General features: G+C 66.7%; 23 protein-coding genes. 14 read left to right on the top strand and 9 right to left on the bottom strand.

All coding sequences use genetic code 11. The annotated features are described in order from the left end of the window. Window positions 1-23 precede the first annotated feature (23 nt). Both ACE3Q6_RS18495 and ACE3Q6_RS18490 read left to right on the top strand, forming a co-directional pair. Window positions 24-776: an SDR family NAD(P)-dependent oxidoreductase gene (locus ACE3Q6_RS18495; protein WP_374435684.1), complete on the top strand. Its 753-nt coding sequence runs from the start codon at window positions 24-26 to the stop codon at window positions 774-776. Continuing rightward, window positions 773-1,522, top strand: a complete 750-nt coding sequence (locus ACE3Q6_RS18490; RefSeq protein WP_374435682.1) for a hypothetical protein — start codon at window positions 773-775, stop codon at window positions 1,520-1,522. The genes ACE3Q6_RS18495 and ACE3Q6_RS18490 overlap by 4 nt, the downstream gene beginning before the upstream one ends. Here ACE3Q6_RS18490 and ACE3Q6_RS18485 read toward each other — a convergent pair. After that, the gene (locus ACE3Q6_RS18485; protein ID WP_374435680.1) at window positions 1,519-1,707 is read right to left on the bottom strand and encodes a DUF1127 domain-containing protein; all 189 of its coding nucleotides are present in this window, start codon (window positions 1,705-1,707) and stop codon (window positions 1,519-1,521) included. The two genes, ACE3Q6_RS18490 and ACE3Q6_RS18485, sit on opposite strands and share 4 nt — an antisense overlap. Before the next feature lie 93 nt (window positions 1,708-1,800). Here ACE3Q6_RS18485 and ACE3Q6_RS18480 point away from each other — a divergent pair, with 93 nt between their 5' ends. Next, window positions 1,801-2,688 (top strand): LysR family transcriptional regulator, encoded by an 888-nt coding sequence (locus tag ACE3Q6_RS18480; protein ID WP_374435677.1) that lies wholly within the window; start codon window positions 1,801-1,803, stop codon window positions 2,686-2,688. On the opposite strand, the gene ACE3Q6_RS18475 is transcribed toward ACE3Q6_RS18480, so the two are convergent. The 4 genes from ACE3Q6_RS18475 to ACE3Q6_RS18460 form a co-directional block, all read right to left on the bottom strand. Further along, window positions 2,685-3,239, bottom strand: coding sequence for a DUF305 domain-containing protein (locus tag ACE3Q6_RS18475; protein ID WP_374435674.1), 555 nt, complete (start codon window positions 3,237-3,239; stop codon window positions 2,685-2,687). The genes ACE3Q6_RS18480 and ACE3Q6_RS18475 overlap by 4 nt on opposite strands. A 158-nt stretch (window positions 3,240-3,397) precedes the next feature. Continuing rightward, window positions 3,398-4,960, bottom strand: coding sequence for a 2-isopropylmalate synthase (locus tag ACE3Q6_RS18470; RefSeq protein WP_374435672.1), 1,563 nt, complete (start codon window positions 4,958-4,960; stop codon window positions 3,398-3,400). Between the two features lie 323 nt (window positions 4,961-5,283). Further along, a complete protein-coding gene (locus ACE3Q6_RS18465) occupies window positions 5,284-6,210 on the bottom strand; it encodes a hypothetical protein (protein ID WP_374435670.1) in 927 nt (308 codons plus the stop codon). A gap of 119 nt (window positions 6,211-6,329) precedes the next feature. Then, complete coding sequence (locus tag ACE3Q6_RS18460; RefSeq protein ID WP_374435667.1) at window positions 6,330-6,746, bottom strand: tellurite resistance TerB family protein; 417 nt, start codon at window positions 6,744-6,746, stop codon at window positions 6,330-6,332. Window positions 6,747-6,852: 106 nt separating this feature from the next. On the opposite strand from ACE3Q6_RS18460, the gene ACE3Q6_RS18455 reads away from it, so the two are divergent. Beyond that, window positions 6,853-8,478: a lysine--tRNA ligase gene (locus ACE3Q6_RS18455; RefSeq protein WP_374435665.1), complete on the top strand. Its 1,626-nt coding sequence runs from the start codon at window positions 6,853-6,855 to the stop codon at window positions 8,476-8,478. A 48-nt stretch (window positions 8,479-8,526) separates the two neighbouring features. Next, window positions 8,527-9,117, top strand: coding sequence for a hypothetical protein (locus ACE3Q6_RS18450; RefSeq protein ID WP_374435663.1), 591 nt, complete (start codon window positions 8,527-8,529; stop codon window positions 9,115-9,117). A gap of 75 nt (window positions 9,118-9,192) precedes the next feature. Here ACE3Q6_RS18450 and ACE3Q6_RS18445 read toward each other — a convergent pair whose 3' ends face one another. Then, on the bottom strand, window positions 9,193-10,050 hold the full coding sequence (locus tag ACE3Q6_RS18445; RefSeq protein WP_374435661.1) for an alpha/beta hydrolase family protein: 858 nt from the start codon (window positions 10,048-10,050) through the stop codon (window positions 9,193-9,195). 131 nt (window positions 10,051-10,181) lie between these two features. Between ACE3Q6_RS18445 and ACE3Q6_RS18440 the strand changes: the two genes are divergently transcribed. Together ACE3Q6_RS18440 and ACE3Q6_RS18435 are read left to right on the top strand one after the other, a co-directional pair. Further along, on the top strand, window positions 10,182-10,583 hold the full coding sequence (locus ACE3Q6_RS18440; RefSeq protein ID WP_374435659.1) for a DUF4864 domain-containing protein: 402 nt from the start codon (window positions 10,182-10,184) through the stop codon (window positions 10,581-10,583). 265 nt (window positions 10,584-10,848) lie between these two features. Further along, on the top strand, window positions 10,849-13,137 hold the full coding sequence (locus tag ACE3Q6_RS18435) for a right-handed parallel beta-helix repeat-containing protein (protein WP_374435657.1): 2,289 nt from the start codon (window positions 10,849-10,851) through the stop codon (window positions 13,135-13,137). Window positions 13,138-13,189: 52 nt separating this feature from the next. Here ACE3Q6_RS18435 and ACE3Q6_RS18430 read toward each other — a convergent pair whose 3' ends face one another. Next, window positions 13,190-13,672 carry a HugZ family protein gene (locus tag ACE3Q6_RS18430; protein WP_374435655.1) on the bottom strand — a complete coding sequence of 161 codons (483 nt, stop codon included), beginning with the start codon at window positions 13,670-13,672 and terminating at the stop codon, window positions 13,190-13,192. A 101-nt stretch (window positions 13,673-13,773) separates the two neighbouring features. Here ACE3Q6_RS18430 and ACE3Q6_RS18425 point away from each other — a divergent pair, with 101 nt between their 5' ends. From ACE3Q6_RS18425 to ACE3Q6_RS18410, 4 genes are all read left to right on the top strand, one after another. Continuing rightward, entirely contained in the window at window positions 13,774-15,423 is a 1,650-nt protein-coding gene (locus ACE3Q6_RS18425; RefSeq protein ID WP_374435652.1) for a SulP family inorganic anion transporter, read from the top strand. Between the two features lie 288 nt (window positions 15,424-15,711). Next, entirely contained in the window at window positions 15,712-17,670 is a 1,959-nt protein-coding gene (gene acs, locus ACE3Q6_RS18420) for an acetate--CoA ligase (protein ID WP_374435650.1), read from the top strand. Window position 17,671: 1 nt separating this feature from the next. Continuing rightward, window positions 17,672-18,334, top strand: coding sequence for an adenylate kinase (locus tag ACE3Q6_RS18415; protein WP_374435648.1), 663 nt, complete (start codon window positions 17,672-17,674; stop codon window positions 18,332-18,334). Window positions 18,335-18,519: 185 nt separating this feature from the next. Further along, window positions 18,520-20,400, top strand: a complete 1,881-nt coding sequence (locus ACE3Q6_RS18410) for an MFS transporter (protein WP_374435646.1) — start codon at window positions 18,520-18,522, stop codon at window positions 20,398-20,400. A gap of 162 nt (window positions 20,401-20,562) precedes the next feature. On the opposite strand, the gene ACE3Q6_RS18405 is transcribed toward ACE3Q6_RS18410, so the two are convergent. Continuing rightward, on the bottom strand, window positions 20,563-20,835 hold the full coding sequence (locus ACE3Q6_RS18405) for a hypothetical protein (protein ID WP_374435644.1): 273 nt from the start codon (window positions 20,833-20,835) through the stop codon (window positions 20,563-20,565). Window positions 20,836-20,904: 69 nt separating this feature from the next. Here ACE3Q6_RS18405 and ACE3Q6_RS18400 point away from each other — a divergent pair, with 69 nt between their 5' ends. Then, a complete protein-coding gene (locus ACE3Q6_RS18400; protein ID WP_374435642.1) occupies window positions 20,905-21,303 on the top strand; it encodes a response regulator transcription factor in 399 nt (132 codons plus the stop codon). A 108-nt stretch (window positions 21,304-21,411) separates the two neighbouring features. Here ACE3Q6_RS18400 and truA read toward each other — a convergent pair whose 3' ends face one another. Continuing rightward, on the bottom strand, window positions 21,412-22,185 hold the full coding sequence (truA, locus tag ACE3Q6_RS18395; RefSeq protein WP_374435639.1) for a tRNA pseudouridine(38-40) synthase TruA: 774 nt from the start codon (window positions 22,183-22,185) through the stop codon (window positions 21,412-21,414). Between the two features lie 211 nt (window positions 22,186-22,396). On the opposite strand from truA, the gene ACE3Q6_RS18390 reads away from it, so the two are divergent. Both ACE3Q6_RS18390 and ACE3Q6_RS18385 read left to right on the top strand, forming a co-directional pair. After that, window positions 22,397-23,812 (top strand): YcjX family protein, encoded by a 1,416-nt coding sequence (locus tag ACE3Q6_RS18390; protein WP_374435637.1) that lies wholly within the window; start codon window positions 22,397-22,399, stop codon window positions 23,810-23,812. Window positions 23,813-23,841: 29 nt separating this feature from the next. Continuing rightward, a complete protein-coding gene (locus tag ACE3Q6_RS18385; protein ID WP_374435708.1) occupies window positions 23,842-24,792 on the top strand; it encodes a YcjF family protein in 951 nt (316 codons plus the stop codon). Window positions 24,793-24,895 lie beyond the last annotated feature (103 nt).

The raw sequence follows: 24,895 nt of genomic DNA, 5'->3' as shown, positions 1-24,895 counted from the left end.
TGCACCGGAAACAGGATCAGACCATGACAGGTTCGGGACGCGTTGCACTGGTGACGGGCGCGGGGTCGCCGGGGGGAATCGGCTTTGCCACGGCCCGCGCGCTGCTGGCCTCTGGCGCGCGTGTCGCCATCACCGCCACCTCGGCGCGGATCCATCAGCGTGCGGCCGAGCTCGGCTGCATGGCCGAGATCGCCGACCTCACCGACCCCGCCCAGGTCGCCCGCCTTGTCGCCCGCGTCGAGGACCGGCTGGGCCCGGTGGAGATCCTGGTGAACAACGCAGGCATGGTGCAGACCGGCAAGGCGGTCGAGGACGGGCGGCTGGCCGAGATCGACGACGCCGCCTGGGCGCACCACCTGGCGCTGAACCTGAACACCACCTTCCACTGCTGCCGCGCGGTGCTGCCCGGCATGGCGGCGCGCGGCTTCGGCCGGATCGTCAACATCGCATCGGTCACCGGTCCGATGGTCACCTTCCCCGGCGTCGCGGGCTATTCCACCGCCAAGGCCGCCGTCGCGGGCCTCACCCGGTCCATCGCGCTGGAGTACGGCGCGCAGGGCATCACCTGCAACGCCGTCCTGCCCGGCTGGATCGCCACCGAAAGCCAGACGCCGGAAGAGGCGCGGGCCGGCCTCGCCACGCCCTTGGGCCGGTCTGGCACACCGGATGAGGTCGCCGCCTGCGCCCTGTTCCTGTCCTCGGACGCGGCGAGCTATGTCACCGGGGCGATGCTGGTTGTGGACGGCGGCAATGTGCTGCAAGACATGAAGGGATGAGCGATCCCCTCTTCCTTCCCGGCGTTCCTGACGAACTCGTCCTGGCCGCCCTGCGCCGGTCCCCCGGCAACGAACTGGCCTCGGGCAAGTTTGACAGCCCCGAATCCTCGGCCGCGCTGGTGGCGAACGCCTTCGGCTGGTTCCTCGACCGGCCGCGGTCGCTGCTGCCCTTGCCCGGCGTACCGATGGGTCTGCCCCAGTCGGTCGAGATCGAGGCCGAGCTGCGGTTTCCCTGGACAGGCGGGCGTCACCCCTGGCTGGATGCCGTGATCACCACCGCGACCACCCTGGTGGGGGTGGAAAGCAAACGGTACGAGCCGTTTCGCCCCGGCAAGGCGAACAGCTTCTCGGAGGCGTTCGACAGCCGGGACTGGGGCGCAGGGATGGCGCGCTACACGGCGATGCGGCAGGCCCTGGCGACGGGTCGTCAAAGCTATCGCTGCCTCGACGCGGTCCAGCTGGTGAAGCACGCCTATGCCCTGCGCACGCAGTCGGTCAAACGGGGCCTCGGTGCCGTTCTGGTCTACCTGCACGCAGCCCCGGCAGCATGGGCGAACGGCAAGGCGCTCTCGCCGGAGGCCATCGCCAGGCACGAGGCAGAGATTGCCGACTTTTCCCTGGCGGTGAGGGGAGACGCCGTTACCTTCGTGGCCTTGCGCTGGGCGGATCTGCTGGCGGACTGGAAGAAGGTGCCCGCCCTGAACGCGCACGCTGCCGCCATCAGCGCCAGGTTCGGACCGCTTTAGCTGCGGGCAAGATGCGCCGAAGGCCGGGGCAGGCCTTGGGCGGTCGGCTTTGGCTCGCGCCCCAGAACGCGCTGACGCAGCCCCTCCCGCTCCAGCCCCATGTCGGCAAGAAGCCGGTCGCTCAGCCCCTGCATCTGCGCCAGATCGCCCTCGGCCTGCCACCAATGTTTCAACTGTTTCCACATGACAGCCTCCTTTGCTGAGGCCCCGTTGTGCCATGCCGGGCTTTCTGTGATAATCCGACAGTATCCGAATGGGCTTTTCAGCAAGGCTTAGTAATGCGCGGCAGCGACTATGCGGAACTGCGAGCCTTTGCCGCCGTTGTGCGGCACGGGAGTTTTACCCGCGCGGCGGTGCATCTGGGCCTGTCGCCCTCGGCCCTGTCGCAGACCATCCGCGCGCTGGAGGATCGGCTGGGCCAGCGCCTTCTGAACCGGACGACGAGGTCCGTGGCCCCCAGCCCGGCGGGGCAGGCGCTGGCGGAACGGCTTCTGCCGGTGCTGGACGACCTCGACGGCGTCGTCGACATGGCCTTTGCGGCGGCGGGCGAAGTCTCCGGGCCCCTGCGGCTGAACGTGGTGCGGGTGGCCATTCCGCAGCTTGCCCAGCTATTGCCGGGCTTCCTGGCCCAGCATCCCCGCGTGACCGTGCAGGTCGAGGCGAGCGATGCGCTGGTCGACATCGTGGCCCAGGGCTACGACGCCGGCATCCGCCTGGCCGAGCGGCTGGAAGGCGATATGATCGCCGTGCCCTTCGGCGGCCCCCTGCGGATGGCGGTGGCCGCGGCGCCCTCCTACCTGGAGGGCCGAACGCCCCCTCTGCATCCCCGTGACCTTGAGGCGCACGAATGCCTGGTGAACCTCGCGCCCTCAACCGGGACGCCCTATCGCTGGGAACTGGACAAGGACGGGGTCGAGTTCCGGGTGCCGGTCACCGGGCGGCTCGTCGGCTCGGACCTGCGCCTCAGGATGGCGGCCTGCCTCGCGGGGGTGGGGATCGGTTATTTCTTCGAAAGCGAGGTGCTGGATCATGTCGCGGCAGGCCGCCTGGTGCGCCTGTTGGAGGATTGGACGCCGCCCTTTCCGGGCTGCTACCTCTACTACCCCAGCCGCCGGAACCAGTCGCCGCCGCTGCAGGCCTTCGTGGACTATCTGAAGGCCGCCTAGTTCAGGACCCGGCGGGCTTCCTCGACCATCTCTGGCGTCAGGATTGCGGGCCGTGGGGGAAGGCTCGCCTCGCCCCGTTCCCCGTTCTGGCGGATGTCGTCGATCAGAAGCTCCATCTCCGCGATCTCGCGGACCTGGGATTCGATGATTTTGTCGGCCAGATCGCGTACACGTGGGTCGCTGAGGGCGGCCTTGCTGGCGTTGTTCACCGCGATGGAATGGTGCGGGATCATCGCCTGCATGAAGGTGACGTCGCTGACCAGCGCCTGGCTGCGGTTGGTCAGAAGAAGCCCGAGGCCGATGACCAGGGCAAGCACCAGAACGGCGATCTTCACGCCCTGGCCGCGGTACATCGACCACATGAAGCCCAGCATGATCAGCGTCATCACGCAAGCCATAACCAGTGAGGCGACAAGGCGGTTCAGGCTGAAGAAGACGTGGTCGGCGGAATAGACGAGCTGGTACATCAGCACGAACATCACGGCCGTGGACAGCAGGATCATCCCGGCGAACCGGCCCCAGCCCATGTGCATCTTTTCCCCGTGCTGCATCGGTCCTCTCCCTTTGCTGCAAGGGAAAAACCGTGCGGGGCGGTTGATGTTCCAGATGGGGAGTGGGCGGACCTTTCCAGAAGGTTAACGTCCACGGGATTGTCGTTTCGGGTCAAGGGGTTGCCCGAAATGTCCACCGTGGACACTTCGGGCCGTTTTCACTCGCCGTGGTAAGAGACGGTCTTCACATCCTCGCCCGGGGCCGTCTTCTGGCGGCGGACGATGAGGCGATTGAGGGCGTTGATATAGGCCCGGGTCGAGGCCACGATCGTATCGGTATCCGCCGAGGACCCGGTCACGATCCGCCCGTCCTCCTGCAGCCGGACGCTGACCGTGGCCTGCGCGTCCGTCCCCTCGGTGACCGCATGGACCTGGTAGACCTCAAGCCGCGCCTTGTGGGGGAAGAGCATCTTCACGCAGTTGAACGCCGCATCGACCGGCCCGTCCCCGGTCGCATCGATGTGGTGGTCCTTCCCGTCGATGGTCAGGATCATGTCCGCCTCTTGCGGCCCCTCGGTCCCGCAGACGACCCGCAGCTTCTTCAACTGAAGGTATTCGTAGGCATCGTTGGTCTGCTCATCGCTGACGAGGGCAATCAGGTCGTCGTCGTAGACTTCCTTCTTCCGGTCGGCGAGCGCCTTGAACCGGACGAAGACGTCGTTCAGCTGGTTGTCGGCGAGGTCGAAGCCCAGCTCCTTCAGCTTGGCGCGCAGCGCGGCCCGCCCGGAGTGCTTGCCCATCGCGATGTTCTTCTGGGTCAGGCCGATGTCTTCCGGCCGCATGATCTCGAAGGTCTGGACGTTCTTCAGGACCCCGTCCTGGTGGATGCCGGATTCGTGCAGGAAAGCGTTCTTGCCGACGATGGCCTTGTTGAACTGGACCGGGAAGCCCGAGACCTGGGAGACGCGGCGGCTCAGGTTCATGATTTTCGTCGTGTCGATGCCCGTCTGGAACGGCAGGATGTCGTTACGGACCCGCATGGCCATCACGACCTCTTCGAGAGCCGTGTTCCCGGCCCTCTCACCCAGGCCGTTGATCGTGCATTCGATCTGTCTTGCCCCGGCTTCGACGGCGGCGAGGGCGTTGGCGGTCGCCATGCCGAGGTCATTGTGGCAGTGGGTGGCGAAGATGATCTGGTCGGCTCCGGGGACGCGTTCGAGGAGCATCCTGATGATCTTGGCGCTCTCCATCGGGTAGGTGTAGCCGACGGTGTCGGGGATGTTGATCGTCGTCGCCCCGGCCTTGATCGCGATTTCCACGACGCGGCAGAGGTAGTCGGGCTCGGTCCTCGTCGCGTCCATCGGGGACCACTGGACGTTGTCGCAGAGGTTGCGGGCGTGGGTCACCGTCTCGTGGATCCGGTCGGCCATCTGGTCCATGTCCAGATTCGGGATCGCGCGGTGGAGGGGGGAGGTGCCGATGAAGGTGTGGATCCTCGGGCTGGGGGCGTGCTTCACGGCCTCCCAGCAGCGGTCGATGTCCTTGAAGTTCGCGCGGGCGAGGCCGCAGATGGTGGAGTTCTTCGACCGCTTCGCGATCTCGGTCACGGCGGCGAAGTCGCCTTCGGAGGCGATGGGGAAGCCGGCCTCGATGATGTCGACGCCCATCTCGTCGAGGAGGGAGGCGATCTCCAGCTTCTCTTCATGGGTCATGGTCGCGCCGGGGCTCTGCTCGCCGTCGCGGAGGGTGGTGTCGAAGATGACGACTTTATCCTGGGTCATGGTGGGGTCCTTTTCCTAGCTTGCCGGGGGGGGGCGCTGGTCACCTCTGAGCGGTCGCGCCCGGGGGCACGCTCAGAGGCGGCTAAGAAGGAGGAGACCACGGGGCAGGAGAGGCCGCGAGACGGCCCCGAGGGAGTGGATATGTCGGCCCCTGGTCATGGGGGGCGACTATACGGGGGAAATCGGGGAAGGGAAGGGGGTTTCTGTGGGGCGGGGGCCGCAAGGGACTCCGGTGTGGTGTCCACGGTGGACAGATGGGGGTAAGGAGTTGATTTTGCTGGGGAATGGGTGTGGACGGTAAGGGTTTGTTAAATGATTTGAGATTACTCTAAGTCCCAAATTCTTCCGAGTTTAATGGAAAGCCCATCGCTCCCGATTGAGGTCAGCCCAGGGAATGTAACGGCCCTCCTTGGCTTGGCCTCCCGGAGTGTGGATAGGATATGTTCGAAGGTTGGCGCTTTGTCGGTATCGCGAAGTGCTCGCAACGCCGCATACATGCGTTCTCCAATACCAAGCTGTATATCAAGTTCAGGTAAGTAAGTTTTCAAATAGCCGTCTTCACTTACTCTTTTCGACATTGCTATGTCAGAATCAAATAGACTCAGAAAGACACAGTAATACTCCAAGATAGCTCGCCTAAATTCAAAATCTACTTCTAATGAATCGTCTGCAACTTCTGGAGGGTCAATTACCTGCGTCCTTACTCCGTTGGCATTTAACTCAAGTAGAGTAGCTATCCGCCATGTTGGCGCATGACCATTTACGGACTTAACAACTGTGGTCTGATACTTCGCTTCCTCCTGGGCTTTTCGATCAATAGTCCTAGTTCGGCCTTTGGACTCGAAAATTCCAACACGCTTATCAGACCTTACACCAATAAAGTCTGGCTTTCTTTGAATGCCATTGGTTGGTGAAACGTTCAAGCCCGGAGTGCCATAAGGGGTGATGGGTTCGCTATAGACATCATGGTGGAGAAGCCACTCGATTCCAAATCGCTCAGACACCAATTTGGCGGCGGCGCCGGCCAAAAAATAGGTCACAGCACCCTTCTCGGAGGGATCTAGTGCGTTGAACGCTTGGCTAGGAACGTACCTTTGCGTTCCGCCAACGTGCGCACGCTTGATGTTCGCTCGGAGCAAAAAGAATCTCCAAAGAATTTCAATTCTGGACCAAATCCCAAAGTGCACCAGGTCAAGTCGATTTGCGCGCCCGACAGTGATTGTTGCGCGTACAATGTCGGCAACCGTCACTCTTCTTTCCGTTCCGAAGCGATGGCGAATTGGCTTTGGTCCATAAACTGTGTCGAAAACGTCGACTTTCACAATTCCCATGATTAAAGCCTTTACTCTTCAATGGCAGAAACGCCCCCTCACACCCCCATATGCCGCACCCGCGCGCCCCACTCGATGGCGGCGGCGTGCAACCGGTCGATCTTCAGCTCCTCGCGGACCTCTTCCAGCATGCGGAGCTCGACCTGGGAGTGGCGACCGTCCGCAGTAACCACGTCGCAGGCGAGCGCATAGGCGGTCTCGTAGAGGCGTTCGGGCAGGGCCTCGCGGATCAGGCCGAAGAGGGCGTCGAGGCCGTCTTCCTCTTCGAACAGGTCGAAGACCACGCGGCTGACGCGGCGGATGCGGTCGGGGTCGTAGGTGGCGAAGGCGGGCATGTGGTTGACCATGCGGGTGATCGCCACCAGCTCGGCCGTGCGCATGTTCTGGTCCGAGGCGGAGCAGGCGACCATGACGGCCACAAGCGCGTCCTGGGGTGACATGGCGGATTCGGGCATCTGGCGGCTCCTGGCACGGGTTTGGCTGGCAGATTATTGACGCAGGCGTGGGGGGGCAATAGAGGACGGCGGGCCGGGAGAGGCCCGGCGTTTCAGGAGAGATGACATGACTTCCCTGCGCGATGCGGCGATGAATTCGAAGGCCTGGCCCTTTGAAGAGGCCCGCGCGGTCCTGAAACGGTACGAGAAGGCGCCGCCGAAGAAGGGATATGTGTTGTTCGAGACGGGCTATGGGCCGTCGGGGTTGCCGCATATCGGGACCTTCGGGGAAGTGGCGCGGACGACGATGATCCGGCGGGCGTTCGAGATCATCAGCGACATTCCGACGCGGCTGATCTGTTTCTCGGACGACGTGGACGGGATGCGGAAGGTGCCGGAGAACGTGCCGCAGCAGGAGATGCTGAGGCAGCATATGCAGAAGCCGTTGACCTCGGTTCCCGATCCGTATGGGGAGTTCGAGAGTTTCGGCCACCACAACAACGCGATGCTGCGGCGGTTCCTGGACACTTTCGGGTTCGAGTATGAGTTCATCTCGGCCACGGAGTTCTACAAGAGCGGGCGGTTCGACGATACGCTGCGGCTGTGCGCGGAGCGGTATGACCGGATCATGGCGATCATGCTGGCGTCTTTGCGGGAGGAGCGGCAGCAGACCTATTCCTGCTTCCTGCCGATCCATCCGGAGACGGGGCGGGTGCTTTATGTGCCGATGAAGGAGGTCAATGCGAAGGACGCGACGATCACCTTCGATGATGAGGATGGCCGGGAGTGGACGCTGCCGGTCACGGGCGGGCATGTGAAGCTGCAGTGGAAGCCGGACTTCGGCGCGCGCTGGGCGGCGCTGGATGTGGACTTCGAGATGTACGGGAAGGACCACTCCACGAACACTCCGATCTACGACGGGATCTGCGAGGTGCTGGGGGGGCGGAAGCCGAACCACATGACGTACGAGCTGTTCCTGGATGACCAGGGGCAGAAGATCAGTAAGTCGAAGGGGAACGGGCTGACCATCGATGAATGGCTGAGCTATGCGGCGACGGAGAGCCTGTCGTACTTCATGTACCAGAAGCCCAAGACGGCGAAGCGGATGCATTTCGACGTGATCCCGCGGGCGGTGGACGAGTATCACCAGCAGCTGCGGGCGTTCCCGGAGCAGACGCTGGAGCAGAAGGTGAACAATCCGGTGTGGCACATCCACCGGGGGCAGCCGCCGTCGTCGGACATGGTGGTCAGCTTCGGGATGCTGTTGAACCTGGCGTCGGTGGCGGCGGCGAAGGATGCGGCGGGGCTTTGGAAGTTCATCCGGCGGTACGCTCCGGAGGCGAGCCCGGAGAAGAACCCGGACCTCGATGCGGCGGCGGGGTTCGCGGTGCGGTACTTCGCGGACAAGATTGCTCCGACCCGGGTGTTCCGTCTGCCGGACGCGAAGGAGCGGGCGGCGATGGAGGATCTGGTGGGCCGGTTGAAGAAGCTTGCCCAAGTCACCGATCCAACGAATGTCCTTCAGGTTGAAAACAGAGCAGAACTGCTTTCCGACGAAGGCCTGCAATCGATGGTCTTTGCGGTCGGCAAGGAGCATGGGTTCGAGCCGCTGCGCGACTGGTTCAAGGCGCTGTATGAGGTGCTGCTGGGGGCGTCGGACGGGCCTCGGTTCGGCGGGTTCATCGCGCTGTACGGCGTCGAGGAGACGGTGGCGCTGATGGAGCGAGCCTTGAAGGGCGAGCTGGTGGCCTGACGGCCTTGTCCGGTGCTATCCTCCGCGCGGTTGGGCGCGGAGGGTGGCATGGGGCGCGAGGCGGAGGGGCATGCGGTCTGGCGCGGGCAGTCCGGCGCGGTGAGGGCCTATCTGGAGAGCGACGGGATCATCCTGCGGGGTGAGGTGCGGGCGAAGCTGCCTCGGGCCGGGCTGATGGGCTGGCGCGTGGAGGGGGAGGACCTGTGCCTGCGGTCGGATGGGGAGCCGCTGGTCCTGACGCTGGGCGCGAAGGAAGCGAGGGCCTGGGTCAAGGCGCTGGAGAAACCGGTGCCGTCGCTGGCGGCGAAGCTTGGGGTTTCGGAGACGGCGCGGGCCTGGGTGATCGGGGGGCCGGCGCCGGAGGCGTTGGCTGGGGCCCTGGCAGGCTGCACGGTCGGGGGGCCGGAGGATGCGGCGGTGGTCGTGGCGGTGCTGACTGGGCCTGCGGACCTGGAAGCGGCCTTGACTGCCGGGCGGGCGTCCGGGCTGCGGGTCTGGTGCGTGCACGGCAAGGGGAAGGGCGCGACCGTGAGCGATGCGGCAGTGCGGGCGGCGTTCCGCGCGGCGGGGTGGATGGACATCAAGGCAAGCGCGGTATCCGGGGATTTCACGGCAACGCTTTACCGCCCCTCGGTCTGAGCGGCAGCGCGTCCTGCGCCATTCGTTTCTCCTCGCGGGGGGACCTGCGAGGAGAATGGCGTGCAGTCGGAGGGGCTACTGAAGCTTGGGTTTCAGGAAGCCGACGGTTTCGCCCACCATCTGGTCCAGCGTTTCCGGCCCGGTGAAGGCGTTGAAGACGTGGTCCATTTCGGCGGTCCAACTGGCCTCTTCGCCCTCATGCGCGGCGAGGAAGGTGTCGACGGCACTGGGCAGGACGGTGGTGTCCTTGGTGCCGTGGGCGATGAAGAGGGGGCCCGCGTAGGAGGCGAGCTCGGCCGGCGGGTCGAAGGTGGTGACGCCCTCGAAGAAGCCGCGTTTCAACTCGACCACGGCGCCCCAGGGCAGCGTCACGGGCAGGGCGGCGTCGCCCGCTTCCAGCCCCTTTGCCAAGGTCTCGGCCCCGACGATGCCGCCGAAGCTTTCCTCGGGGTTCGCGACGGCAGCCCAGAGGACGAGCGCGTCGGGCTTGTCTGAACGCCCGGCGACGGCGGTGGCGACAAGGCCGCCCTGACTCCACCCCAGGACGGCGAGGCGCTGGCCGTCGACGGCGGGGTTCGCTTCCAGCCAGTCGAGCGCGGCGAGGCCGTCGGCGACCTGGCCTTCGAAGGTGGTATCGGCAAAGGCGCCGGGGCTTTCGCCCGAGCCGCGGAAGTCGATGCGGAGGGACGCGATGCCCTGTTCGGCCAGCATCCGTGCGGTGCGGGAGAAGACGCCTTCGTCGGTGTTGGCGACGGGAAGCTCGTCGCGTGACCCGGTGAACCCGTGGAACATCAGGACCACGGGGGCGGGGTCGCCCTCGGGCGTTTCCAGCGTGCCGATGACAGGGCCGAGAGGGGTGTCGATGGTCACCGTCTCTTCTGCTGCAAGGGCAGGGGTGGCGAGGAAGGCGGCAAGGGCGAGGGCAGCGCGCATGGGTCGGGTCCTTCGGTTGCGGTGCGGCCAGAGTGGCGCGGGCGGAGGGGGTTCTGTCAAGCGACAGTTGACTTCTGGACGGGCGGTCTAGCTCGCAACGCAAGGGGACGTCCGACAAGGGAGCCTTGCCCATGCGCAACGGTCTTTACGCCGCTTTGCTTGCCGCCTGCCTGGCCCTGCCAGCGGCCGCCCAGGAGGCGCCGATCCAGGAGACGATCCGAAGCCAGATCGATGCCTTCCTGGACGATGATTTCGCCCGGGCCTTCACCTTCGCCAGCCCGACGATCAAGGGCATGTTCGGCACGCCCGAGAACTTCGGGGCGATGGTCAAGAACGGCTATCCGATGGTCTACCGTCCGGCCGACGTGCAGATGATGGACCTGCGCGAGGTGGCCGGGAACCTTTGGCAGCGCGTGCGGATCACCGACCAGGCGGGGGCGGGGTGGTACCTCGATTACATGATGGTCGAGACCGCCGAGGGCTGGCAGATCAACGCGGTCCAGATCCTTCCCGCGCCGGACGTGGGTGCCTGACGGTTCCGCCTGCGGGTTGGCGGGGTTTCCCCCTCACCCTGACCCTCTCCCCCGGGGGGGAGAGGGGACGCGGGTTTCCGGGTCAGTTCCAGGATCTTTGGCGTCGTGCGGCTGTTGCGCGCCGGACGCCCGGGCCGTGCGGAGCCATGAGCCGCGGTTAAGCCTTCCTTGCTACCCCCTTTGCCCCATGACGGCGCGGTTTGTCGGGGGACGCCCGACGCATCGCCCGTGGCAGTGGCGCGAAGCGAGGCGAGGGAAATCGAAGATGAACAAGGCTATCACTGACGGGCTGGTCCTGATGCCGCCGCCGTTTTCGGCAGGCCTCAACCTCTGGTCGCGCGAGGACGGGACGCCGGGTTCGGGGTCCTACCAGGGTCAGCCGAACGCGGCGCTGGTGACGAATGACCAGGACTTCGGCGGCTGCCTGGAGTTGCAGAAGATCGAGGCGACGCAGAGGCTGCGCAGTTTCGCGCAGACGCCGATCCAACCGGGGCTTTACCTGCGCGTGACGGCGCGGGTGAAGGCGGTGGCGGGGAACCTGCCGACCGTGCGGATCGCGGCCTGGGCGGGGGATGTGAACGGGCAGAACGTCGCGGGCCTGCCGCAGACGGGGCCGGCCGTCACCCTGACGAGCTATGGCCAGGTGGTGACGGTCAGCGCGATCATCTCTCCGGCCAGCCGGACCGGGGTGGACATGGCCTGGTCGCTGCAGTCGGTCTATGCCCATGTGGGACTGGACCTGACCGGGGCCAATGGCGGCGTTGTGCGGATCGACGACATCGTGGTCGAGGACGTGACCAACATCTTCATCCGCAAGCTGATGGACTGGGTCGACGTCCGCGACTACGGCGCGCTGGGCAACGGGACGACCAATGACGCGCCGGCGTTCCTCGCGGCCGATGCCGATGCGCAGGGTCGCGAGATCCTGGTGCCCTCGGGCGTGTTCCGCCTGACCCAGGACGTGACGATCAACAGCCGCATCCGGTTCGAGGGCACGGTGTCGATGCCGGCGAACCGCCGCCTGGTGCTGACGCGGAACTACGACCTCAACACCTATGGCCAGGCCTTCGGGTCCGAGCTCGAGGGCTTCCGCCGCGCGCTGCAGGCGCTGTTCTTCTTCACCGACTACGTGACGCTGGACCTGTCCGGCCGCCGGGTCGAGATCACCTCGCCCATCGACGTCGCGACCCTGTCGGGGTTGACGAGCTTCACCGGCCGCCGGGGGATCCGCAACGGATCGCTTGTGGCGGTCCCGGGGCCGGCCTGGACGACCGAGCAGTTCACCTCGGTCGCCACTTATTCCACGGCGAACAACCTGACGCTGACGAACGTGGCGAACGTGGCGAACATCCCCGTGGGCTCGCTGGTGATCGGAACGGGCGTGGGGCGCGAAGTCTATGTCTCGGGCAAGAACGTGAGTGCGGGGACCCTGACCCTGAGCCAGCCCCTGTTCGCTGCGGCGGGGACGCGGACCTACACCTTCCGGCGGTTCAAGTACATGCTGGACCTGTCGGGCTTCAGCCTGATGTCGCGGTTCGAGATCGAGGACATCGAGTTCAACAACAACGGCACCGGGTCGGCGGTGATGCTGCCGATGACGGGGAACACGCAGCGCTTCCTGTCCTGCACCTTCAACCGGCCGGCGGACCGGGCGATCACCTCGCCGGGGGAGGGGTGCCAGGGCATGTTCGTCGACATGTGCCAGTTCCTGTCGAACGAACAGAGCGTCCCAGCGGTGGACCGCACGACGATCTGTCTGAACATCAACGCCAACGACGTGAAGCTGCGCAACAACCGCATCGTGCGCTTTGCGCATTTCGCGATCGTGCATGGCACGGGCCACCTGATCCACGCCAACCACTTCTTCCAGGGCGACAACACCGCGGCGGGCCTGCGGCGCGCGGGGCTGGTGTTCACGCAGACCAACGTCTCGACCGTGGTGACGGGCAACTACATCGACAACTGCTTCATCGAATGGGGCAACGAGCACGACAGCGAGCCGCAGGAGAATGGCGAGTTCTCGTTCGGCGGGTTGAACATCGTGGGCAACGTGTTCATCTCGTCCGACACCTCCTCGGCCTTCCGGTGGATCGTCGTCAAGCCTTACGGGCCGGGACATTTCCTGTCGGGCTTCTCGATCCTGTCGAACAGCTTCCGCAGCATCAGCGCGATCGTGGACCGGGTGGACATGGTGGACACGAGTTTCGCCACGCTGGACTTCACGCGGTCGCGCAACGTGCGGGTCGAGGGGAACAGCTTCAACAACGTCACGCAGTGGATCATCAACCCGGTCCAGGTGAGCCATACGCAGAACACCGCGGCCGAGACGTGGAACGTCAGCGCGGGGGGCTTCGTGCCCTTTGGCGGGCGGATCCGGCTGGTCGAGGCGGTGATGCCGGAGGGGGTCATCACCAACAGCTCCAACTCTCCGCGCTATGTCTTCCCCTATTCGGTCCCGGGCACCGGGGCGGGGGCCAACGAGGCGCAGATCCGGTGGGGCGAAGCGGTCCGCGGGAAGGCGCTGGTCACGATGCGGATGGACGTGCCGGCCTGAGCTTCGCGAGTCTTCTGCGGATGGGCGGTCCTTCGGGGCCGCCCTTTTCCGTTCAAAGGTCCTCGGGCGGGACGTGAAAGGCGCGGGCAAAGCCGCCGTTCAGCAGCGCCGAGACGGGTGTCAGGCGGACGAAGGCGAAGTCGGGCAGGTCGATGTAGATCGTGGCCTTGGGGTTCCGCTTAAGCCAGCGGGCGCGGAGGCCGGGGCGGGCGGGATCGTCCGGGGCGACGAAGCTGGCGCGCGCGCGGATCATCAGCCGGGGGTGGGTCAGCGGGTCGCCCTTGTCCCCGACCTCGCCCAGCATGAGCGCGCAATCGGGCCGGTCGCGCAGCGCACGGAAATGCGGCGCAAGGCCCGAGACCAGCGTCAGCATCCCCGCCTCGGGGTCGCGGGCGAAGGCGATGCGGCTGATGCCGGGTGTGCCGGTGTCGGGGTCCTCCCAGGCAAGGGCGGCATGGCCCAGGGACAGAAGCTGGCGGACAAGCGCGCGGGCGTCGTCGTTGGCCGGCTGGACAGGATCGGGGCGGGAGGTCATGGCAAAGCGGGCTGTTGACAGTCGGGGGGCAGAGGAATCTTCTGGACGCAGCCGGGCCTTGGGTGCCAGCGATTACTGGCGGATCCCGGCATGGACGCATCATGACCGACACCGCACGGGGCCACAATGGCCCGTCCGAGTTCCTGCCGAAGCTGATGACCGTCTGGCGCGAGGGCTATGGGCTGGCCAAGCTTCGCGCCGATGCGCTGGCCGGGCTGACCGTGGCCATCGTGGCGCTGCCTCTGTCCATGGCCATCGCCATTGCAAGCGGCGTGGGGCCGGAGCGGGGGCTTTTCACCGCCATCGTGGGCGGCTTCCTCGTGAGCCTCCTTGGTGGATCGCGCTACCAGATCGGCGGGCCGGCAGGAGCCTTCATCGTGCTGGTCGCGGCCTGCGTGACGGCCATCGGTCTTCAGGGACTGATCCTTGCGACCATCCTTTCCGGCCTGATCCTGATCGCTGCAGGCCTTTTGCGGCTTGGGACCTATATCCGCTACATCCCCTATCCCGTGACCGTGGGCTTCACTGCCGGGATTGCGGTCATCATCTTAGCAAGCCAGCTGCGCGAGATGTTCGGGCTTACCTTGCCCGGGGGCGAGCCGGGAGAGATCATCGCGAAGGTCGAGGCCCTGTGGTCCGCGCGCGGCACGGTCACCTGGGCGGCGGTCGGGGTGGCGGCACTGACGGCGGCGGTGATCCTGGGGCTACGCCGGGTCCGGCCGCATTGGCCCGGGATGCTGATCGCGGTGGCTATGGCCTCGGCACTGGTCGCGGCGCTGGGCCTGCCGGTGGCGACCATCGGCTCGCGCTTCGGCGAGCTGCCGCAGATGCTGCCGGTGCCGGCGCTGCCGGACCTGGCCTTGTGGCGCGCGGCGCTGCCCTGGGCGGCAAGCTTCGCGCTGCTGGGCGCCATCGAGTCGCTTCTGTCCGCCGTCGTGGCCGACGGCATGTCGGGCGCGCGGCACCGGTCCAACGCCGAGCTGGTGGCGCAGGGGGTGGCGAACATCGGCTCGGGCCTTTTCGGCGGGTTCTGCGTGACGGGGACCATCGCGCGGACGGCCACCAACGTGCGGGCGGGCAGCCGGGGGCCGGTCTCGGGGATGCTGCACGCGCTGTTCCTGCTGGTCTTCCTGGTCATTGCCGCGCCTTTGGCCGCCTACATCCCGCTGGCCGCGCTGGCGGGGCTTCTGGCTGTGGTCGCCTGGGGCATGGCCGAGCGGCACGAGTTCGCGGGGCTGCTCCGGTCCAGCCGCGGGGATGCGCTGGTGGTCCTGGCGACCTTCCTCCTCGTCGTCTTCCGCGACCTGACCGAGGGGATCGTGGTCGGCTTCGCGCTTGCGGGCCTTGTCTTCATCAAGCGGATGTCCGAGGCCGCGGGGATGCGCCCGCGCGAAGATCGGCCCGAGGAGCCACGGAGCGACCGCGTGGTCTATCACCTGGAAGGCCCGTATTTCTTCGGCGCGGCCGCGCAGTTGGGCGGCGTCCTGGACCGGATCGCCGAGGCACCCCGGGCGCTGGTCCTGGAGATGTCGGGCGTGCCGCTGATCGACAGTTCCGGCGCGCGCGGCATCCACAGCCTGGCCGCGCGGGCGGGGCGGCGGGGTGGGCGGCTTTACCTTGTCGGGCTGAAGCCTGCCCTGCGCCGCCAGCTTGAAGCGCAAGGTCTGAGCGAGCCCGAGGTGCGCTTCCTGCCCGATCTCACGGCAGTCGATGCCGCGCTGGATCCGCAACCGGGAAGCGAATCACGCTGAACTCCGGCCTTGGCCCGGCAGTTCCGGCCATTGTGCTGGGTTGGGCAGCAGCCTCACGTCGCCGTGAGCGGTAACGGGCGAGTGAAAGCAAGCACTTGGCCGCCACAATTTTCACACATTTTCAAGATTGACGATTTTCCAGTCAAGGAATTTACAGAATTATTCATGAAAAGTATGGGGTTACGAAAATATTTACGAAGTGATAAGGTGTGAACGCGCAGGGGGTTCGTGGCCCCTCGCAGGCTGTTCCGGGGTGTCGGCCCACACCCCTCTCGGGAGGAGAGACAAATGACCGAAGCCGCCAAGTCCATCTATCCGCCGTCCAATGACTTCGTGGCGAAGGCCCATGTCGATGCGAAGGCGTATGAGGCGCGTTATGCGGCCTCGGTCCAGGACCCGGAGGCGTTCTGGGGGGCGGAAGGGCAGCGGATCGACTGGATCAAGCCCTACACGCGCGTGAAGAACACCTCGTTCCAGCCGGGCAACGTGTCGATCAAGTGGTTCGAGGACGGCACCCTGAACGTCAGCGCCAACTGCGTCGACCGCCACATGCTGACGCGCGCCGACCAGACTGCGATCATCTGGGAGCCGGATGATCCGAAGACTCCGTCGAAGCACATCACCTACCGCGAACTGCTGGAGCAGACCTGCCGTCTGGCCAACGTCCTGAAGGCGCATGGCGTCACAAAGGGCGACCGGGTGGTCCTCTACATGCCGATGATCCCCGAGGCGGCCTATGCGATGCTGGCCTGCACGCGGATCGGGGCGATCCATTCCATCGTCTTTGGCGGCTTCTCGCCGGACGCGCTGGCGAACCGGATCAACGACAGCGACGCCAAGGTGGTCATCACCGCCGACTGGGCGCCGCGGGCGGGGAAGAAGACGGGGCTGAAGGACAACACCGACAAGGCGCTTCTGCACTGTTCGGACGAGGTGAAGGTGCTGGTCGTCAAGCGGACCGGGGACCAGACCTCGTGGGTGGATGGGCGCGATTTCGACCTGACCGCCGAGATGGCCGAGGCCAAGCCCTATTGCCCCTACATCGAGGTGGGCGCGGAAGACCCGATGTTCATCCTTTACACCTCGGGCTCGACCGGGAAGCCCAAGGGCGTGGTGCATACGACGGGGGGGTATCTCGTCTATGCCTCGATGACGCAGCAGATCACCTTCGACTACCATGACGGGGACGTCTTCTGGTGCACGGCGGACGTGGGCTGGGTCACGGGGCACAGCTACATCGTCTACGGGCCGCTTTCCAATGGCGCCACGACTCTGATGTTCGAAGGCGTGCCGACCTATCCGGATGCGGGCCGCTTCTGGGAGGTCTGTGCCAAGCACAAGGTCAACCAGTTCTACACCGCGCCGACGGCGATCCGCAGCCTGATGGGTCTGGGGACGGAGTGGGTGGAAAAGCACGACCTGTCGTCGCTGAAGCTGCTGGGTTCCGTGGGCGAGCCGATCAACCCCGAGGCCTGGGCCTGGTACAACACCCATGTCGGCAAGGGGAAGCTGCCGATCGTCGACACCTTCTGGCAGACCGAGACCGGCGGGCACATGCTGACGCCGATCCCGGGCGCGATTCCGACCAAGCCGGGTTCGGCGACGAAGCCCTTCTTCGGGGTCAAGCCGGTGGTGCTGGATGCCGCCTCGGGCGCGGTGCAGGAGGCGGTGGAGACCGAGGGGGTCCTCTGCTTCGCCGACAGCTGGCCGGGGCAGATGCGGACGCTCTGGGGCGACCACCAGCGGTTCGAGGAAGCCTATTTCAGCCAGTACAAGGGGTACTACTTCACCGGCGACGGCTGCCGCCGCGATGCGGACGGCTACTACTGGATCACCGGCCGCGTCGATGACGTGATCAACGTCTCGGGCCACCGGATGGGCACGGCGGAGGTCGAAAGCGCGCTCGTGGCGCATGAGGCCGTGGCCGAGGCGGCCGTCGTCGGCTACCCGCACGACATCAAGGGGCAGGGCATCTATGCCTATGTCACCCTGATGAAGGGGATCGAACCCTCCGAGGACCTGCGCAAGAAGCTGGAAGCCTGGGTCCGCAACGAGATCGGGCCGATTGCCAAGCCCGACCTGATCCAGTGGGCGCCGGGCCTGCCGAAGACCCGCTCGGGCAAGATCATGCGCCGCATCCTGCGCAAGATCGCCGAGAACGACTTCGGCTCGCTGGGCGATACCTCGACGCTGGCCGATCCGTCGGTCGTCGACGACCTGATCGCCAACCGCATGAACCGGGGTTGAAATGGGTCCTGTCCTGATCCTTCTCGGCCCCCCCGGTGCGGGCAAGGGCACGCAGGCGCGGATGCTGGAAGAGGACTTCGGCCTTGTCCAGCTGTCCACCGGAGACCTGCTGCGCGCCGCCGTCGCGGCAGGGACCGAGGCGGGCAAGCGCGCCAAGGCAGTGATGGAGGCCGGGCAGCTCGTCAGCGACGAGATCGTGCTGGCGATCCTGAAGGACCGGATGGCCCAGCCGGACGTGGCACGGGGCATCATCCTGGACGGCTTCCCACGCACGGCGGGGCAGGCGGCGGCGCTGGATGGCCTGCTGGCTGACGCCGGGCAGAAGGTCACCGCCGCCATCAGCCTGGAGGTCGACGACGAGGCGATGGTCGCCCGCGTCTCGGGCCGCTACACCTGCGCCGGCTGCGGCGAAGGCTATCATGACGAGTTCAAGCAGCCCGCAAAGGCGGGGACCTGCGACAAGTGTGGCGGCACGGCCTTCAAGCGCCGCGCCGACGACAATGCCGAAACGGTGCGCGAGAGGCTGACCGCCTACCACGCCCAGACGGCGCCGCTGATCGCACATTACGACCGGCTGTCAGTGCTGGAGCGGGTTCCGGCGATGGGTTCCATCGACGGCATCCGCGCCAGGCTGGCCGAGATCGTCGGGCGCGTCGCGGCATGAGATCTGGACCGTCCCGGGGCTGAGGAGACCGGGGGCGGACGGAGAGGGGGAGGGGCAGGCACGCCTGGCCTTCCGGATGAGGCCCCGGCCAAAAACCGGGGAGAGAAGGCCCGGCCCGTCTCACGGGCGGGCAAGAGGCCGAAACTCATGGGGAACGCCCCCGACGGGGCAACTAGGAGGAACCAATGACGACAGTAACCACGGACGTGCGCGACCGCTCGCGTCCCATGACCCGGGAGGAGAAGAAGGTCATTCTCGCCTCCTCGGCCGGGACGATCTTCGAGTGGTACGACTTCTACCTTTACGGCTCGCTCGCCGCGATCATCGGCGCGCAGTTCTTCACGCCGTTCCCGGAAGCGACCCGGAACGTCTTTGCGCTGCTCGCCTTCGCCGCGGGCTTCATCGTGCGCCCGTTCGGCGCGCTGGTCTTCGGGATGCTGGGCGACCTCATCGGCCGCAAGTACACGTTCCTGATGACCATCCTGATCATGGGCTTCTCGACCTTCATCGTGGGTCTGCTGCCCAACTACTATTCCTGGGGCGTCGCCGCGCCGATCATCCTGATCGCCTTGCGGATGCTGCAGGGCCTCGCACTCGGCGGCGAGTACGGCGGTGCGGCGGTCTATGTGGCCGAACACGCCCCGGCCAACCAGCGCGGCTACTTCACCGCCTTCATCCAGACCACGGCGACGCTGGGCCTTCTGCTCTCGCTCATCGTGATCCTGATGGTGCAGGGCTATGTGAACGGCAACTACCCCGACCAGCCCGTCCTTGACGCGGCCGGCGTGGCGATGATGAACGCCGACGGCACCCCGCAGATGATGAAGGCGTTCAACGCCTGGGGCTGGCGGATCCCGTTCCTCGGCTCGATCTTCCTTCTGCTGATCTCGCTCTACATCCGCCTGCAGATGAACGAATCCCCGGCCTTCAAGAAGATGAAGGAAGAGGGTGCGGCTTCGAAGGCACCGCTGCGCGAGGCTTTCGGCACCTGGAAGAACGGCAAGATCGCCCTGATCGCGCTGTTCGGCCTTGTCGCCGGTCAGGCCGTGGTCTGGTACTCGGGCCAGTTCTACGCGCTGTTCTTCCTGCAGAACGTGATCAAGGTCGACGCGTTCAGCGCCAACGTCTTCGTGGCCTGGTCGCTGATCCTTGGCACGGCGGGCTTCCTGTTCTTCGGGTCGCTCTCGGACCGCATCGGTCGCAAGCCGATCATCCTGGCGGGCTGCCTCATCGCGGCGCTGACCTACAAGTTCGTGTTCCCGCTGCTGACCGCGACCGCCAACCCGATGCTGCACGCCGCGCACCAGGTTCCGGTGACGGTGACCGCAGACCCGGCTGACTGCTCGTTCCAGTTCAACCCGGTCGGTACGGCGAAGTTCACCAACTCCTGCGACATCACCAAGGCGCTCCTGTCGCGCGCTTCGGTGAACTACGAGACCGTCGAAGCTCCGGCTGGCAGCATCGCCACCGTCAAGATCGGCGACACGGAGATCCCGTCCTACGTCGGTTCGGAAAACACCGCCAAGGTGGCCGAGCTGACCGCGGCGCTGGAAACCGCCAAGGCCGGCACCGACCAGGCGGCCATCGACGCGGCCCAGGCGGCGCTTGATGCCGAGAAGGGCGTTCCGGCGGCCTTCACCAAGGCAGTGAACGATGCCATCGCGGCGGCGGGCTATCCGCTGGTGGCGAAGGACAACACCACCATCGCGGTGGCGCAGAACTTCGTCGACATCTTCACCGCGCAGAAGCTGACGATCATCGCCATCCTGACCTACCTGATCCTGCTGGTGACGATGGTCTATGGTCCGATCGCGGCCATGCTGGTCGAGCTCTTCCCGACCCGCATCCGCTACTCCGGCCTGTCGCTGCCCTACCACATCGGCAACGGCTGGTTCGGTGGCCTGATGCCCGCGACCGCCTTCGCGATCTCGGCGCAGACCGGGTCGGTCTACGGTGGTCTGTGGTACCCGATCATCATCGCCCTGATGACCGTGGTGATCGGCGCGCTCTTCGTGCCGGGCGGGACCCACAAGAAGGACATCTTCGCCGACGACGCGTCGCGCTAAGGGTCAAGGTCCGGGCCGGGGCAGGTGCCTCGGCCCGGACACCTCTGCTTCCTGACGAGCCCGGGCGGGGTTCTTCTGGGCGCAGACTGGCGGGCCGGATCCCCGTGCCCGCCGTTTTTTCCGCCGATGGAATTTGAACGGGTGCGGCGCGGGGTTCCGCCCCTAGCCGCGCAGACGCCGGACGATCATTGCAAGGGCCAGGACGATGCCAAGTATGATCAGGTTCGAGACGAGCCCCGCCAGCACGGCATCCGTGACGGTGCCGGCCCGCGGCGGGTTGGTGGTGGGCAGGATCACCGCGACGAAGACCACGCCCAGGGCCAGGGGAATGGCCGTGCCGGTCGCCGCGCGGGTGCGGAACATCGTGTACACCAGGGCCACGATCAGGCCGATGCGGAACGGGTCCATCAGTTGCGATTGGATAAGCTCGGTCACGCGTCGTCCTCCCATTGCGTCACACTCCCCGATCCCCGCATCCCGCACAACCCCCCAGGAGCGCCGGCCGTGACGCTGGTGCAAGCCGGCACCCCCCTGCGCGCGCCGCGTGTCCTGGTCGTCGAGGACGAGGACAACATCGCCACCGCGCTGGAATTCCTGATCATCCGCGAAGGCTATGCGCATGACCGGGTGGCCTCGGGGGCCGAGGCGCTGCCCAGGATCCGCGATACGCTGCCGGACCTGGTGCTTCTGGACGTGATGCTGCCCGAGGTGTCGGGTTACGAGATCTGCGGGCACATCCGCACCGATCCGGCGCTGGCCGGGGTCAAGGTGCTGATGATGACGGCGCGCGGTTCGGTGATCGAGCGGCGGAAGGGGATGGAACTGGGTGCAGACGGGTTCATCTCGAAGCCCTTCGAGCTGAAGGACCTCCGCGACGAGGTGCGGCGGTTGCTGGCGGGGTGAGGGAGGGCCTCATCTTCGGCGCCCGGTCTTGCTCCGATTTCTTGGAAGAAATCGGACCGGAGCCTTTGAAGGCTCCGTCCCGGAGTTTTCGAAAACTCCGGAGGACTGTCACTGTGCGAAGGGATCGTCCGGGTAGGTGACGCCCACCAGGTAAAGCCCCTGCGGCGGGCAGACAGGGCCGCAGGCGGCGCGGTCCCTCGCCTCCAGCGCGGCGCGGACGTCCTGGGGTGTCCAGGCTCTGGCCCCGACGCGCTCTAGCGTGCCGACGATCGACCGGACCTGGTTGTGCAGGAAGCTGCGCGCGGCGAGGTCGAAGCGGTATTCGGTGCCGCCGGGGTAGGGGTGTTCGGTGATCTCGATCCGGTCCAGCGTCTTCACCGGGCTTTTCGCCTGGCAGAGGGTGGAGCGGAAGGTGGTGAAGTCGTGCAGGCCGATGAGTTCGGCGGCGCCTGCCCGCATGGCGTCGAGGTCCAGCCGGTTCAGCACTTGCCAGACGAGCCCCCGGTCATGCGTCACCGGCGCACGGCGGGCCACCAGCCGGAAGGTGTAGCGCCTGCCGGTGGCCGAGAAGCGGGCGTGGAAGTCGTCGGGGACTTTCGCGGCGGCCAGGATCGCCACGGGGTCGGGCCGCAGATGCGCGTTCAGCGCCGAGGCGAGCTTGAACGGGTCCCAGTCCTTCGCCAGGTCCGCGTGCGCCACCTGCGCCGTCGCATGAACGCCCGCATCGGTGCGCCCGGCAGCGGCGATGGTGTGCGGGCCGGGTTCCAGCTTGGCCAAGGCGCGCTCGACCGCCTCTTGCACCGAGGGCAGCCCATGCGCCTGCCGCTGCCAGCCCGCGAAGGGGCCGCCGTCGTATTCGATCTGCAGGGCATAGCGGGGCATGGGCCTTGCTACCTCGGAAGCAGGTGGCCGCGCAATCCTTGCCAAAATCCTAACGCCCACGGCCAAGTGCTTGAAACCATTACGGGCGGAGACCCTGTCCTGCGTGGACAACCCATTCGTAGGGTGGGCATTCCTGCCCACCCTACCACCCGCCTTCCATTCCCGATCCACGCGCCCTATCTTGATCGCACGAAGGAAAGGGACGCGGGACGTGGCATTCTCCGGACTGACCGACGGGATCACCCGCGGGATCGAAGGCGTGGGCGCGGGCCTCAGCGAGACCCTCTTCGACACCACCCTCCGCCTCGGCGTGACCGGTCTTTCCCGCGCGGGGAAGACCGTCTTCATCACCGCGCTCGTTGCGAACCTCCTCAACCGGGGCCGGATGCCGCAACTGAAGGCGCAAGCCGAGGGCCGCATCCAGGCCGTCTACCTGCAGCCCCAGCCCGACGTGACGCTCCCCCGCTTCGACTACGAGGCGCATCTCGCCGCCCTGACCGGCGACCAGCCCCGCTGGCCCGCTTCGACCCGCGCGATCTCCGAACTCCGGCTCTCCTTCCGCGTCCAGCCCGCCGGCTTCCTCTCCTCCTGGCGCGGGCCGCGCACGCTGCACCTCGACATCGTCGACTATCCGGGCGAGTGGCTGCTGGACCTCTCCCTGCTGGAGCAGAGCTACGAAGCCTGGTCGGAGGGCACGCTCGCAAGGCTGGAGAAACGCGCCGAGGCGGCGTCCTACCTTGCCCTCGCTCGGGCCGAGGACGGCGCGCTGAAGCTGGACGAGGGCAAGGCCCGCCAGCTGGCCGAGACGTTCACCGCCTACCTGACCGCCGCCCGCGACCTGGGCCGGGTGGACGTGACCCCCGGTCGCTTCCTGTTGCCGGGCGACCTGGCGGGCTCGCCCGTCCTGACCTTCGCGCCCTTGCCGAAGCCCGCGACGACGGGCCGGTCAAGTCTCTGGCGCGAGATGGAGCGGCGGTATGAGGCTTACAAGTCGAAGGTCGTCCGCCCCTTCTTCCGCGACCATTTCGCGAAGATCGACAGGCAGGTCGTGCTGGCCGACGTGCTGGGCGCGATCCACCAGGGGCCGCGAGCGGTGGAGGATTTGCGGCGGGTGATGGCGGAGGTCTTGTCCAGTTTCCGGCCGGGGCGGAACACCTGGCTTTCAGGCCTCTTCGGGGCGCATCGGGTGGAGCGGATCCTGTTTGCGGCGACGAAGGCGGACCATCTGCACCATGAGCAGCACCCGGCGCTGACGGCGATCACGGCGAGCCTCCTGGCCGAGGCGAAGCAGCGGGCCGACTTCTCCGGCGCGCGGACCGAGGCGATGTCCTTGGCCAGCCTGCGGGCAACGGTGGAGGAGGTGGTCACACGGGACGGGGTCGAGGTTCCGGCGGTGCGGGGCGTGCTGCAGTCCACGGGCAAGCCCGCGCTGATGTATCCCGGCGCGCTGCCCTCGGACCCCTCGCGGCTGCTGTCGCCCGCGCGGGAGGGGGCGGAGGCCTGGCTCGACGCGGATTACAGCCTGATGACCTTTGCCCCGGCGCGACTGAACCTGCGCCCCGGGGAAGGCCCGCCGCATATCCGGCTGGACCGGGCCGTCGAGTTCCTGATCGGAGACCAGCTGTGAGCCGCCCGCCGAAGCCGTTCCTGGAGGAGATGGAGGAGGCGGTCGATCCGTCGCTGGCGCCTCCCGTGCCGGACGGATTGCCCGAGGGGCAGGCGATGCAGGCGGTGGCGGCGTTGAGCCAGAAGCGGCCCTCGGCCGTGTGGCGCTTTGCGACTTGGGCCTTCGGGGCACTGTTCAGCTTTGCTCTGTCGGTGGCGGCGTATGATTTCGTCACGGGCCTGCTGGCGCGGAACGTGGTGCTGGGCTGGGTCGCATTCGCGCTGGTGGTGGTGGCCGTGGTCGCGGGGGTGGTGCTCGCGCTGCGCGAATGGGGGGCGTTCCTGCGGCTTGCGCGGCTGGACAGCTTGCGGACGCGGGCGGTGGAGGCGCGGTCCGCCGCCAATCTGAAGGAAGCGCGGCGGGTGGTTGCGGGGCTGGTCTCGCTCTACGGCGCGCGGGGGGATACGGCCTGGGGCCGGGCGCGGCTGGCGGAACGCGAGGGCGAGGTGATGGACGCCGATGCCCTGCTGTCGCTGGCGGAGCGGGAGTTGCTCACGACGCTCGATGCCGAGGCGCGGCTGGTGATCGAGGGCGCGGCGCGGCAGGTGGCGACGGTGACGGCGCTGGTGCCCCTGGCCTTGGCCGATGTGGCGACGGCGGCGGTCGCGAACCTGCGGATGATCCGGCGGATTGCCGAGATCTATGGCGGGCGGTCGGGGAGTTTCGGGAGCCTGAAGCTCCTCCGCCGGGTGTTCGGGTCGCTGGTGGCGGCGGGAGCACTGGCGCTGACGGATGACATGATCGGCTCGGTGGCGGGGGGTGGGGTGCTTTCGAAGCTGTCACGCCGGTTCGGCGAGGGGGTGGTGAATGGGGCGCTGACCGCGCGGGTGGGCGTGGCGGCGATGGAGCTGTGCCGGCCCTTGCCGTTCGTCGCGCTGGAGCGGCCTGCCGTGTCTGGGTTGGTGTCGCGGGCGCTGACGGGTCTGGTGTCGCGCGGGTAACCGCGGGTCTTTAGAGGAGCGCTGGCGCGCGAGCCTTTTGTCTCGCTCTTTGCGCGTGAAGAACGCGCAAAGAGCTCGGGGTGCCTCCGGCGGGGATATTTGG

This window comes from Tabrizicola sp. (genome assembly GCF_041913445.1).
GTDB lineage: Bacteria > Pseudomonadota > Alphaproteobacteria > Rhodobacterales > Rhodobacteraceae > Tabrizicola.
The sequence above is the reverse complement of the archived record's forward strand: the minus strand, read 5'-3'. Positions and strand labels throughout refer to the sequence as shown.

Bases quoted from the DNA above. Each gene is read 5' to 3' on its own strand.
- ACE3Q6_RS18495 (WP_374435684.1), top strand. From the start codon at position 24: ATGACAGGTTCGGGACGCGTTGCACTGGTGACGGGCGCGGGGTCGCCG.
- ACE3Q6_RS18490 (WP_374435682.1), top strand. From the start codon at position 773: ATGAGCGATCCCCTCTTCCTTCCCGGCGTTCCTGACGAACTCGTCCTG.
- ACE3Q6_RS18485 (WP_374435680.1), bottom strand. From the start codon at position 1,707: ATGTGGAAACAGTTGAAACATTGGTGGCAGGCCGAGGGCGATCTGGCG.
- ACE3Q6_RS18480 (WP_374435677.1), top strand. From the start codon at position 1,801: ATGCGCGGCAGCGACTATGCGGAACTGCGAGCCTTTGCCGCCGTTGTG.
- ACE3Q6_RS18475 (WP_374435674.1), bottom strand. From the start codon at position 3,239: ATGCAGCACGGGGAAAAGATGCACATGGGCTGGGGCCGGTTCGCCGGG.
- ACE3Q6_RS18470 (WP_374435672.1), bottom strand. From the start codon at position 4,960: ATGACCCAGGATAAAGTCGTCATCTTCGACACCACCCTCCGCGACGGC.
- ACE3Q6_RS18460 (WP_374435667.1), bottom strand. From the start codon at position 6,746: ATGCCCGAATCCGCCATGTCACCCCAGGACGCGCTTGTGGCCGTCATG.
- ACE3Q6_RS18455 (WP_374435665.1), top strand. From the start codon at position 6,853: ATGACTTCCCTGCGCGATGCGGCGATGAATTCGAAGGCCTGGCCCTTT.
- ACE3Q6_RS18450 (WP_374435663.1), top strand. From the start codon at position 8,527: ATGGGGCGCGAGGCGGAGGGGCATGCGGTCTGGCGCGGGCAGTCCGGC.
- ACE3Q6_RS18445 (WP_374435661.1), bottom strand. From the start codon at position 10,050: ATGCGCGCTGCCCTCGCCCTTGCCGCCTTCCTCGCCACCCCTGCCCTT.
- ACE3Q6_RS18440 (WP_374435659.1), top strand. From the start codon at position 10,182: ATGCGCAACGGTCTTTACGCCGCTTTGCTTGCCGCCTGCCTGGCCCTG.
- ACE3Q6_RS18435 (WP_374435657.1), top strand. From the start codon at position 10,849: ATGAACAAGGCTATCACTGACGGGCTGGTCCTGATGCCGCCGCCGTTT.
- ACE3Q6_RS18430 (WP_374435655.1), bottom strand. From the start codon at position 13,672: ATGACCTCCCGCCCCGATCCTGTCCAGCCGGCCAACGACGACGCCCGC.
- ACE3Q6_RS18425 (WP_374435652.1), top strand. From the start codon at position 13,774: ATGACCGACACCGCACGGGGCCACAATGGCCCGTCCGAGTTCCTGCCG.
- acs (WP_374435650.1), top strand. From the start codon at position 15,712: ATGACCGAAGCCGCCAAGTCCATCTATCCGCCGTCCAATGACTTCGTG.
- ACE3Q6_RS18415 (WP_374435648.1), top strand. From the start codon at position 17,672: ATGGGTCCTGTCCTGATCCTTCTCGGCCCCCCCGGTGCGGGCAAGGGC.
- ACE3Q6_RS18410 (WP_374435646.1), top strand. From the start codon at position 18,520: ATGACGACAGTAACCACGGACGTGCGCGACCGCTCGCGTCCCATGACC.
- truA (WP_374435639.1), bottom strand. From the start codon at position 22,185: ATGCCCCGCTATGCCCTGCAGATCGAATACGACGGCGGCCCCTTCGCG.
- ACE3Q6_RS18385 (WP_374435708.1), top strand. From the start codon at position 23,842: ATGGAGGAGGCGGTCGATCCGTCGCTGGCGCCTCCCGTGCCGGACGGA.